Raw genomic sequence first — 9,938 nt, 5'->3', positions numbered from 1 at the left:
GCCGCAGGACCGCCCTCCTGGGCGCGGCGGTGACCGCGGCCTTCGTCGCCGGCCTGATGACCCCCGCGTCCGCCTCCGCCGAGTCCAACGGCGGTCTGCGGATCATGCCGCTCGGCGACTCGATCACCGCCGGCTCCAACATCGCGGGCGCCTACCGCAACCGCCTGTGGGAGCGCGCGGCGGCCGACAAGCGCCTGGTCGACTTCGTCGGTACGCAGTACCACGGGCCCACCACGCTCCCCGACCGTGACAACGAGGGCCACTCCGGGTTCCGTATCGACCAGATCGACGCCCAGGTCGTGGACTGGGCGAAGCGCGCCAATCCCCGTACGGTCCTGCTCCACATCGGCACCAACGACATGACCCAGAACTACGACCTCGCCGGGGCGCCGGCCCGGCTGTCCGCCCTGGTCGACCACCTCACGGCCGCCGCGCCGAACGCGGACGTTTTCGTCGCGAGCATCATCCCCTTCACCAACCCGGGGGTGGAGGCGCGGGGCAAGGCGTACAACGCGGCGATTCCCGGCATCGTCAGCCAGTGGGCGCAGAAGGGCCGCCGCGTCCACTTCATCGACATGCACAGCGCCCTCACGGCCGCCGACCTCGCGGACGGGGTGCACCCCACGGCGACCGGGTACGCCAAGATGGCCGACCGCTGGTACACGACGCTGCGGACGGGCCCCTGGATCTGACGGCCTCGGAGCCCTCGGCAAGGCAGCACCACGGCCGCGCCCCCGACCCCCGGGCCGGGCGGCGCGGCCGTTCGCCGATACGTCTCCTCCCGGGCGCCGATCCTCCGCCGCCTCCCCGCCATCCGCCGATCCCCCTCCCGTGCCCGCCGGTTCACGGCCGGCCGCGAGACTTCACAGGCACGATCCGCGCGACCGCTCGTGTCCTTCTCGACCGCCGGGGGAATCGCCGCCATGCAGCTGGACGACACAGACACCAACGCCCGGTCCGACTCCGACTCCAACTCCGACTCCGACAACACGCCGGACCGGCGGACCCTCCTGATGACGGGAGCCGCCGCCGCGCTTACGTTGAGTACCGTGAGTTTCGCGAGCCCAGCCTCCGCCGACGGCACCGACGACGACGTCCCCCACGTCACCAGAACCGTGCGCGGCACACTCCCGCCCGGCTCCCCCGACTTCGTCTATCTCCCCGTCGAGGTCCCGCGCGGCGTCCGCGAGATCCGCGTCTCGTACACGTACGAACGCCCGGCCGTCCCCCCGGGCACCCAGGGCAACGCCCTCGACATCGGCATCTTCGACGAGCGCGGCACCGCCCTCGGCGGCCGGGGCTTCCGGGGCTGGTCGGGCGGCGCCCGCACGGAGTTCTTCCTCCGCGCCGACGACGCCACCCCCGGCTACCTCCCCGGTCCGGTACGGGCCGGCACCTGGAACATCGCGCTGGCCCCGTACACCGTCTCCCCGCAGGGTCTGGCGTACGAGGTCACCGTCACGCTCACCCTCGGCGCGCCCGGCACCACCCCCGCCCCCAGCTACCCGCCACGCCGGGCGAAGGGGCGGGGCCGGGCCTGGTACCGGGGCGACTGCCACCTCCACTCCGTGCACTCCGACGGCCGCCGCACCCCGGCCGAGATCGCCGCGCTCGCCCGTACGGCCGGCCTGGACTTCATCAACACCAGCGAGCACAACACGTCCGCCGGGCACCGCGCGTGGGACGGCCTGTGGGGCGACGACCTGCTGATCCTCACCGGCGAGGAGGTCACGACGCGCAACGGCCACGTCCTGGCGATCGGCATGGACGCCGGTACGTTCGTGGACTGGCGCTACCGGGCCCGCGACAACCGCTTCGGCCACTACGCCCGCGAGATCCGCCGCGCGGACGGTCTGGTCGTGCCCGCGCACCCGCACGCGACCTGCATCGGCTGCAACTGGAAGTTCGGCCTCGGTGACGCGGACGCGGTGGAGGTGTGGAACGGCCCGTACACGGTGGAGGACGAGGTCTCCCTCGCGGACTGGGACAACACCCTGGTCTCGGCGGCCCGTTCGGACCGCTCGGACCGTCCGGCGCGGACCTGGACCCCGGCGATGGGCAACAGCGACGCCCACCGCGACCCCGACGCCGTCGGCACCCCGCAGACGGTGGTCCTCGCCGAGGACCTGACCCGCGAGGCGATCCTCGCGGGCATCCGCGCGGGCCACAGCTACGTCGCCGAATCGGCCCGCGTCTCCCTGGCGTTCACCGCCTCCGGCGGCCGGGGCGCCCACGCGGGCATCGGCGAGCGGCTGCGCGTGGCGGACGACGACCCGGTGACGGTACGCCTGGAGGTCACCGGCGCCCCCGGCTGCACGGCCCACTTCGTCACCGACCAGGGCACGCTCCACACCACGACACTCCCGGCCTCGGGGACCGGCACGGTCGAGTGGCGCACGACGGCCTCGTACGCCACGTACGTCCGCGCGGAGGTCCGCCACCCGGCCAACGTTCCGGGCCTGCCGGGGCCCCTGGCGGCCTTCACGAACCCGGTGTTCCTGGGTTCGTGAGCCTCTACACAGACCCCGTCGCCCTGGCGAACGCCACGAAGGCGTTCCAGGCGGCGGGGGTGAGCATGAGGGCGGGGCCCTCGGGGGCCTTGGAGTCTCGGACGGGGATGATGCCGGGGAGGTTGGTGGCGATCTCCAGGCAGTCCCCGCCGTTGTCGCTGCTGTAGCTGGACTTACGCCACAGCGGGGGTGGCTCGACGGCGGTCATCGCGGCGAGCCTGCGGCGAAGGCTACAAACCCTGCCCAGGCGTGGGGGCTCAGCATCAGTACAGGACCCTCCGGGTCCTTGGAGTCACGGACGGGGACAACACCGGAGACGCCGGAAGCGATCTCCAGGCAATCTCCGGCGTTGTTACCGCTGTAGCTGGACTTACGCCACATCACGCCGGGCAGGCAGCTCGCGCTGATCATGGTCTCAGATCCTTCATGGCGTCGTTGATCAAGTCAATTGAGCGGTCGGGCGAGAGGGCGACGGCCGCGAGCAGATCATAGGTGCGAGCCGCCGCCTTGATTTTGTCAGGCTCAGCGAAGATCTGTCCCTGCAAAAAGCCGTCAACGTAGACCACATCCGGGCCTTCATCGAGCGTAAGGGCCGAGAACGGCCCATCCATTCCAGCGTGTCCGCCTGCGTCGTACGGAACGATCTGAAGGACGATGTGCGGCGTCTCTGCCGCCTCGCGGAGGCGCGCGAGTTGACCACGCATCGTGTCAACGCTGCCCACCCGACGCCGGAGCACGTTCTCGTCCAGCACGAGCCAGAGTTCCGGTGGTGCAGGCCGCTCAAGAATGTGCTGTCGCGCGAGCCGGGCCGTTACGAGTTCCTCGACGGTGTCCCTGTTGGGACGCCCTCCGGCAAGTACCGCGCGGGCGTACTCGCTCGTCTGCAACAGACCCGGAATCAGTTGCACCTGGAACGACCGGATCACCGTCGCCGCTTCTTCAAGCTCCACGTACGGCCGGAACCAGGCCGGATACGCGTGCTTGATCACCACCGGCCAGAGCCGGGTGAAGAATTCGTCGGCCAAGAGCATCTTGTCCGCCACAACCGACAGCGGCTTCGTCGGAAGCCTTCTCGCCGCCTCGACCTTGTTCAGCAGCGAAGGCGCCATCAGCGCCTCCTTCGCCAGGGCGCGTTGCGACATGCCCGCCGCCTCGCGCCGCCTCCGTAACTCCGTGGCGTAAAACGCCAGGACGGATTCCGACGGGTCCAACTCTTCCGCGTACGTCACGTGGACGGCCTTTCTGTGAAAGCACCCTTTGTCAATGCCACCCCCCTGTTGAGCGTACGCGCGGATCGTCACGCTTGTCTCACAGACGGTAATCATTCGATGGAGGAAGGGCGCATCCCCTATGTACGAGCAGGAACCCCGGCAACCGGACCCGCCCGAGCCGCCCGGCGGCGACGTCGGTGCGCTCGTCGCGCTCGTGGAGACGGGCGGCTTCCACCGGCTCGTACCCGCCTGGGTGCCCCGGGAATTCGCCCCGCCCACCATGGAATTGACGCTGCGCGTGGCGCACGGACTGAGGCGGTTGACCGATGAGCGGCAGTGACGCGCGACGGCTCCTGTCGCAACTGACCGAGGCGTTCGGGGTGGACGGCATGCTGATCGTCCGGAAGCCGGAGCCGGGCGCCGGGGACAACGGCGGGAACGGGGACGGCGACGGCGCCGACCTCGTCCCCGGCTCCGGACTGCGCTGGCCCAAGTGCCGGTGCGGGCAGCCGGTGTGTCCCGACTACCGGCCGGATCCCGACGGTTCGGAGGGCACGACGGGTTCGTCCGTCCCGCGCGGGCCGCGGTGAACCCTGTCCCGGCCCGGACACGATCCTGTTGAAGCCTTGTGCAGACCGCCCCTCCTTGCTGACGCGCCCGCCTCCGACAAGGCAGACTGTCGAGGGCGATAACGGAAGTAGCGATACCGGTGGGGCGATACCGCGAAAGCCTCACCGGCGGCGGTGATACGGCAGCGGCAGGAGCGGGGGCAGGGAGCCATGGACCGTGACGGCGGGCCGCGTGGAGCGGATCAGCAGGCCCAGGTGACGCCCGGCGGGACGGACGGGGCCGGCGAGGCGGTCGAGGCGGGCGGCGGCGTTCTTCGGTTCAGCGTGCTCGGGCCGGTGCGTGCCTGGCTCGGCAGTGAGGGCCTGTCCACCGGGTCGCCCCAGCAACGCGCCCTGCTGGCGGCCCTCCTGCTCCGCGAGGGCCGTACCGCCACCGCCGGGGAGCTGATCGACGCCCTCTGGGGCGACGACCCTCCGTCGCAGGCGCTCGCCGCCGTACGGACGTACGCCTCCCGTCTCCGCAAGGTGCTGCCCCCGGGGGTTCTGGTCAGCGAGTCGGGCGGGTACGCCCTGCGGGCCAGACCTGACGCCCTCGATCTCGGTGTCGCCCAGGAGTTGGCGGTCGACGCGGAGAAGTCGCGGGCCGCCGGGGACCGTTCGCAGGCGCGATCGCTCCTCAACAAGTCGCTCGGCCTGTGGGACGGCGAGGCCCTCGCCTCCGTACCTGGGCCGTACGCCGAGACGCAGCGCGCCCGGCTGGAGGAGTGGCGGCTCCAGCTCACCGAGACCCGGCTGGACCTGGACCTGGAGCTGGGCTGCCACGCCGAGGCCGTCTCCGAGCTGACCGCCCTGACCGCCGCCCACCCCCTGCGAGAGCGGCTGCGCGAACTGCTGATGCTGGCGCTGTACCGCAGCGGGCGCCAGGCCGAGGCGCTCGCCGTGTACGCCGACACCCGCCGGCTGCTCGCCGACGAACTGGGCGTCGACCCCCGGCCCGAACTGGCCAGGCTCCAGCAGCGGATCCTCCAGGCGGACGCGGAACTGGCCCGCCCGGTGGAGGAGCCCGCGCCCGTCCACACCGTGATGCGCCCGGCGCAACTGCCCGCGAACGTGCCGGACTTCACCGGTCGCGCCTCCTTCGTACGGGAGCTGGGCGACCGGCTCGCCGCCGCCGACGGGTCCGTGATGGCGGTCTCCGCGCTGGCCGGCATCGGCGGGGTGGGCAAGACGACCCTCGCCGTCCACCTGGCGCACGAGGCCCGACGGCACTTCCCCGACGGCCAGTTGTACGTGGACCTCATGGGCGCCGGGCCCCGGGCGGCCGAACCGGAGACCGTACTGGGCGCGTTCCTCCGGGCGTTGGGCACGCCGGACACCGCCATCCCCGACACGCTGGAGGAGCGGTCCGCGCTCTACCGGTCGACGCTCGACGGCCGCCGCATCCTCGTCCTCCTGGACAACGCGCGCGACGCCGCGCAGATCCGGCCGCTGCTGCCCGGGACGACGGGGTGCGCGGCGCTCCTCACCAGCCGGGTCAGGATGGTCGACCTGGCGGGCGCGCACCTGGTCGACCTGGACGTGATGTCGCCGGAGGAGGCGCTCCAGCTGTTCACCCGCATAGTGGGCGAGGAACGGGTGACCTCGGAGCGCAAGGCGGCGCTGGACGTCGTCGGCGCGTGCGGCTTCCTTCCGCTGGCGATCCGGATCGCGGCGTCACGGCTGGCGGCCCGCCGGACGTGGACGGTCTCCGTCCTGGCCGCGAAACTCGCCGACGAGCGGCGGCGGCTGGACGAACTCCAGGCGGGCGACCTGGCGGTCAAGGCCACGTTCGAACTGGGCTACGGGCAGCTGGAGCCGGCGCAGGCGCGCGCGTTCCGCCTGCTGGGCCTGGTGGACGGCCCGGACATCTCGCTGGCCGCCGCCGCCGCCGTACTGGATCTGCCGGAGCACGCCGCGGAGGACGTCCTGGAGTCGCTGGTCGACACGTCCCTCGTGGAGTCCGCCGCGCCGGGCCGCTACCGCTACCACGACCTGGTACGGCTCTACGCGCGTGCGTGCGCCGAACGCGACGAACACCCCCCGGCCGGGCGGGAGGCGGCGCTGTCACGGCTGCTGGACTTCTACCTGGCGACGGCGGCGAAGGTCTACGCGATCGAGCGGCCCGGCGACCGGCTGGTGGACCACCTGGAGCCGACGGCGTACGAGGGCCTGTCGTTCGACGACCGGCACGACGCGCTGGACTGGCTGTACGCGGAGGCGGACTGCCTGCTCGCCTCCGTACGGCAGTCCACCGGGCCCGGCGCGCTCCGCCGGGCCGTCGATCTCCTCTGGGCGGCCAAGGACCTGGGCGAGTCGGGCGCCAACTCCAAGCAGTACGAGTCGTCGGCGCTCGCGGTCCTGGAGGCGGCCAGGGCCGCCGACGACGCGCGGGCCGAGGGGCGCGCGCGGACGGCGCTGACCAACGTGCACCTGGTGGCCGGGCGCTTCAACGAAGCCGACGAGGAGGCCAGGCTCGCGATGCTGCTGGCCGACAAGGCGCGGGACCCGCTGCCCAGTTGCTGGGCGCCCAACGACCGCGGCATCATCGCGATCTACCAGGAGCGGCCCGCCGAGGGCGAGGGGTTCCTGCTCCAGGCGATCGAGAACTTCCGCGCCGACAACAACCTCGTCGGCGAGGCGAGCGCGCTGTGCAACCTCTCGCGCATCCACCTGTCGCTCGGCCGGACCTCCAGCGCGATCGAACTGGCCCAGCAGGGCATCGACATCTACGACGACATGGGCCTGACCCTGCGCCTGGCGAACGGCCGGTACGCCCTGGGCATCGCCCTGACCCAGGCCAACCGCCTGGCCGAGGCGCTCGACCAGCTCACCGAGGCGCTGGAGCTGTTCCGCGACAACCGCCAGCCGCTGTGGGAGGGCGTGACCCACTTCCGGCTGGCCGAGGTCCACCTGGTCGCCCGCCGCCCCACGCTCGCGGCGTCCCACGCCGAACAGGCCATCGCCCTGCGGGGCATCGGCGGCGAGTGGCGGCGCGGGACGGTGCTGACCGTGCTCGGCAAGGCGCTCGACAGCATCGGCCAGTCGGGCCGGGCCCGCGCCTGCTGGCGGGAGGCGCTCGACATCTACGAGCGGCTCGGCTCCGCCGAGGCGGAGGAGACCCGGAGCCTCCTCACGCCCCTCGCGGCGGCGTGAGGTCAAGATCACTGGGCTCGTTCATCGTTCGTTTATCGGCGCACGGCAGTCTTACGTCCATCGACCCGTCGCGTCGGGGGGCAGACGGTCGATGGGGGGGAAGCCGGGCCACTTCTGCGGAACGGCTGCGGGAGCCCGACCGACAGTCCCCGGGGGAATTGTCGGTCGGGCGTCCTTGATCATGTGTCAAGACAGATAGGGGAGTTGACGACGATGAGCGACGTTACGAAGCCTGCCAAGAAGCCTGTGGACGGCCTGAAGCCACTCGACAACCACGCGTCCGGCGCGGAGGTGGGCGGCACGACCGCCACCACGCCGAAGCCGCAGCCGGCCGCCGCGGGCGACATCACCACGCTCGACAACCACGCCTCGGGTGAAGAGATCACCACGATGGACAACCACGCGTCCTCCCCGCCGCCGAAGCCCTGAGCCGAACGACCACGACGGGGGAGGAGCGGCCGCGGCGGCGCGGAGGGGGAGCCGCCGCGGCCGCTTCTTGCACGACGCTTCTTGCACGACACTTCCTGTACGACGCTTCTCGTACGACGGCCGAGGGGCCGGGCGAATCGCCCGGCCCTTCAGTCATGCCCGCGTGCCTCCGCGCGCGCGGCCCGCCCGCCTCAGCTCGCGACGCGCGCCGTCGCCTCGCAGTCCTTGACGTTCCTGATCACACCCGGGCTCTCCATACGGACCCGTACCGTCGTGGACTCGCCGCTGTCCAGGGTGACTTCGGTGTCCGCGTTGTCCAGTACGGCGCCCGACGCGCCCCGGAAGTCCACGTCGACCTCGTAGGTCGCGGTGGGGCCGGCCGGGGCCTGGACCCGTACCGTCGCGTACGTGACGGCCTTCCGCTTGCCCCTGGCCTTGCGGACGCAGGTGACCACCTCGGCCACGACGTCGCTTCCCGAGGTCGCCCCGGCGGTCGGGGCGCCCGTGTACGAGTCCCCCGACGTGTAGTCGGCCTCGGAGTCGTAGTCGCTGTCGGAGTCGCCGGAGCCCGACCCCCCGTACGAACCGTTGCTCTTCTTGGAGTTGGAGCAGCCTCCCCCGCCGCCGCCCGACCCCTTGCTCTTGCCGCTCTTGCTCCCGTGGCCCGACGAGAAGCCCGTCAGGGCCAGGACCACCGCGACCAGTACGGCCGCCAGTTTCAGACGTCGACGTATCAAGTCCGTTCCACTCCCCCGTTGTTGCTCATGAATCGGCTCCGACGCTACCGCGCCCCGCCACCCCCGCGCCCGGTGGCCGTCCCCTTCACCGCGTCCAGCGCGTACACGCAGCGGTCCTTGCTGCACGCGTACACCACACCCCGCCGCGCCACCGGCGAGCCGGTGATCTCGCCGCCCGTCGCGAGCTTCCAGCGCAGCTGGCCGCCGCTCGCGTCCAGCGTGTACAGCACGTGGTCCGCCGAGCCGAAGTGGAGCCGGCCGTCGGCGACGACCGGCGCGCCGATCACCTCGCCGCCCGCCGCGAACCGCCACTTGGGCGTGCCCGTCACCGCGTCCAGCGTGTAGAGCGCGCTGCCGCTGCCGACATGGACGTTGCCGTCCGCCACCAGCACCGGCTCGATGGACTGGCGGGACTCCGTGGCGATGCGCCAGCGGTCCTTGCCGTTCGCCGCGTCGAGCGCGTACACCGTCCCGAGGTAGTCCGCGAGGTACACCCCGCCGCCCGTGACCGCGGGCCCCGGCGCGAAGGCCGGGGGCGAGAGGAAGACCGCCGGGGCCTCGAAGTGCCAGTACACCCGGCCGCTGACGATGTCGATCGCCAGGACGCGCGTCCCGGCGGAGACGTACAGCCGCCCGTCGGGCGCGGGCCTGACCCGTACCGGCACACCCCCGCAGGACGCGGCGTCGCCGACTGGGTACGACCAGCGCTCCGCGCCGGAGCGCGCGTCGAGCGCGCGCAGCCGGGCGTCCTGCCACACGTACACCGTGTCGTCGAAGATCGCGGGACCGGCCTCCGGGGTCTCGAAGTCCGTCTGCGCCCCGGACCTCTCCCACAGCTTCCGCCCGTCGGCGGCGTCCCACGCCTGGACCCCGCCGCCGCGTGTGCCGGTGACGACCGTGCCCCGGTCGACCTTGAGGGAGTACACCCAGGCGTCGGTCTGGAGGCGCCAGCGCTCGCTGCCGTCCTGGCCGTCCAGCGCGTACAGCGTCGGCCCGTCGGAGGCGTGGATACGGCCCCCGGCCACGGCCATCGCCCAGGCCACGTCACGTGTCTTGAACTGCCGGCGCCCGCTGCCCACGTCCAGCGCGTGGACCTCGAACGACGTCACGTACAGCAGATCGCCGTCGACGACGGGGGTGCCCCAGACGTCGTTCGACATCCGGAACCGCCAGGGGCGCCAGCGCCCCGGCGCGCCGTCCGGTGCCTGCGCGGGCGCCGGGACCGGCGGGACGACCGGGCTGGTGACGCTCTCCGCGCCGGCGACGGTGAGGCCGGCGGGCGGCCGGATC

General features: G+C 72.3%; 11 protein-coding genes. 6 read left to right on the top strand and 5 right to left on the bottom strand.

The features are described from left to right. Together GT042_RS11190 and GT042_RS11185 are read left to right on the top strand one after the other, a co-directional pair. The coding region (locus GT042_RS11190; protein WP_345943739.1) for an SGNH/GDSL hydrolase family protein at positions 1–692 on the top strand (692 nt) is incomplete at its 5' end. 321 nt (positions 693–1,013) lie between these two features. Then, positions 1,014–2,510 (top strand): CehA/McbA family metallohydrolase, encoded by a 1,497-nt coding sequence (locus GT042_RS11185; RefSeq protein WP_237530689.1) that lies wholly within the window; start codon positions 1,014–1,016, stop codon positions 2,508–2,510. A gap of 4 nt (positions 2,511–2,514) precedes the next feature. Here the strand turns inward: GT042_RS11185 and GT042_RS11180 are convergent, their stop codons facing one another. The 3 genes from GT042_RS11180 to GT042_RS11170 are packed head-to-tail and all read right to left on the bottom strand — an operon-like array spanning position 2,515 to position 3,739. Beyond that, complete coding sequence (locus GT042_RS11180; protein ID WP_161308561.1) at positions 2,515–2,718, bottom strand: DUF397 domain-containing protein; 204 nt, start codon at positions 2,716–2,718, stop codon at positions 2,515–2,517. After that, positions 2,715–2,921 (bottom strand): DUF397 domain-containing protein, encoded by a 207-nt coding sequence (locus GT042_RS11175; protein WP_161308560.1) that lies wholly within the window; start codon positions 2,919–2,921, stop codon positions 2,715–2,717. Before GT042_RS11175 ends, GT042_RS11180 begins: the two co-directional genes overlap by 4 nt. Further along, the gene (locus GT042_RS11170; RefSeq protein WP_161308559.1) at positions 2,918–3,739 is read right to left on the bottom strand and encodes a helix-turn-helix transcriptional regulator; all 822 of its coding nucleotides are present in this window, start codon (positions 3,737–3,739) and stop codon (positions 2,918–2,920) included. The genes GT042_RS11175 and GT042_RS11170 overlap by 4 nt, the downstream gene beginning before the upstream one ends. Before the next feature lie 121 nt (positions 3,740–3,860). Between GT042_RS11170 and GT042_RS11165 the strand changes: the two genes are divergently transcribed. The 4 genes from GT042_RS11165 to GT042_RS11150 all read left to right on the top strand — a co-directional run bounded on the left by GT042_RS11165 (position 3,861) and on the right by GT042_RS11150 (position 7,911). Further along, positions 3,861–4,061, top strand: a complete 201-nt coding sequence (locus GT042_RS11165) for a hypothetical protein (RefSeq protein WP_161308558.1) — start codon at positions 3,861–3,863, stop codon at positions 4,059–4,061. Beyond that, positions 4,048–4,311, top strand: a complete 264-nt coding sequence (locus GT042_RS11160) for a hypothetical protein (RefSeq protein ID WP_161308557.1) — start codon at positions 4,048–4,050, stop codon at positions 4,309–4,311. The genes GT042_RS11165 and GT042_RS11160 overlap by 14 nt, the downstream gene beginning before the upstream one ends. 189 nt (positions 4,312–4,500) lie before the next feature. Beyond that, positions 4,501–7,482: a BTAD domain-containing putative transcriptional regulator gene (locus tag GT042_RS11155; RefSeq protein ID WP_161308556.1), complete on the top strand. Its 2,982-nt coding sequence runs from the start codon at positions 4,501–4,503 to the stop codon at positions 7,480–7,482. 213 nt (positions 7,483–7,695) lie between these two features. Continuing rightward, positions 7,696–7,911 (top strand): hypothetical protein, encoded by a 216-nt coding sequence (locus GT042_RS11150; protein WP_161308555.1) that lies wholly within the window; start codon positions 7,696–7,698, stop codon positions 7,909–7,911. A 191-nt stretch (positions 7,912–8,102) separates the two neighbouring features. Here GT042_RS11150 and GT042_RS11145 read toward each other — a convergent pair whose 3' ends face one another. After that, the gene (locus GT042_RS11145; RefSeq protein ID WP_161308554.1) at positions 8,103–8,648 is read right to left on the bottom strand and encodes a hypothetical protein; all 546 of its coding nucleotides are present in this window, start codon (positions 8,646–8,648) and stop codon (positions 8,103–8,105) included. Between the two features lie 44 nt (positions 8,649–8,692). Next, positions 8,693–9,938 (bottom strand): PQQ-binding-like beta-propeller repeat protein (locus tag GT042_RS11140; protein ID WP_161308553.1); only part of this gene is annotated, 1,246 nt, incomplete at its 5' end.

It is taken from the genome of Streptomyces sp. SID3212 (genome assembly GCF_009865405.1).
Lineage (GTDB): Bacteria > Actinomycetota > Actinomycetes > Streptomycetales > Streptomycetaceae > Streptomyces.
Note: the sequence above shows the minus strand (reverse complement) of the source record. Positions and strands in the feature narration are given on the sequence as shown.

Bases quoted from the DNA above. Each gene is read 5' to 3' on its own strand.
- GT042_RS11180 (WP_161308561.1), bottom strand. From the start codon at position 2,718: ATGACCGCCGTCGAGCCACCCCCGCTGTGGCGTAAGTCCAGCTACAGC.
- GT042_RS11160 (WP_161308557.1), top strand. From the start codon at position 4,048: ATGAGCGGCAGTGACGCGCGACGGCTCCTGTCGCAACTGACCGAGGCG.
- GT042_RS11165 (WP_161308558.1), top strand. From the start codon at position 3,861: ATGTACGAGCAGGAACCCCGGCAACCGGACCCGCCCGAGCCGCCCGGC.
- GT042_RS11150 (WP_161308555.1), top strand. From the start codon at position 7,696: ATGAGCGACGTTACGAAGCCTGCCAAGAAGCCTGTGGACGGCCTGAAG.
- GT042_RS11175 (WP_161308560.1), bottom strand. From the start codon at position 2,921: ATGATCAGCGCGAGCTGCCTGCCCGGCGTGATGTGGCGTAAGTCCAGC.
- GT042_RS11185 (WP_237530689.1), top strand. From the start codon at position 1,014: ATGACGGGAGCCGCCGCCGCGCTTACGTTGAGTACCGTGAGTTTCGCG.
- GT042_RS11155 (WP_161308556.1), top strand. From the start codon at position 4,501: ATGGACCGTGACGGCGGGCCGCGTGGAGCGGATCAGCAGGCCCAGGTG.